The sequence below is a fragment of the Paraburkholderia sp. SIMBA_054 genome, from assembly GCF_046534875.1.
Classification (GTDB): domain Bacteria; phylum Pseudomonadota; class Gammaproteobacteria; order Burkholderiales; family Burkholderiaceae; genus Paraburkholderia; species Paraburkholderia hospita.
The window spans coordinates 1-261 of the sequence record NZ_JAWRXV010001036.1; the positions used below are offsets into that span (position 1 = coordinate 1).

Below are 261 nucleotides of genomic sequence, written 5' to 3' on the forward strand. Positions count from 1 at the left end.
GTGCCGGTCGAGGCGCCCGAGGGCACGGCGGCGCGGCCGAACGAACCGTCCTCGAGGGTGACTTCCGCTTCCAGCGTGGGGTTGCCACGGGAATCGAGGATTTCGCGGGCGTGGATCTTGGCAATCTGGGTCATGGGGTCCTGGCGTTTGCGCAGCGCCGCGCTCGCGCGGCGATTGAGGGGGTCCACCCGGGCGGAAAGCCGCGGGCGCCGGAACAGCTCCCGCATTGTAGTGAATGTCGGCGGCGATGGGACACGATGC

Annotated in this window: 1 pseudogene; it reads right to left on the reverse strand. The window is 69.7% G+C overall.

Annotation, left to right across the window (positions count from 1 at the left end):
* Window positions 1-227 (reverse strand): annotated as a pseudogene (locus SB822_RS58305) (hypothetical protein); the annotation flags it as partial.
* Window positions 228-261 lie beyond the last annotated feature (34 nt).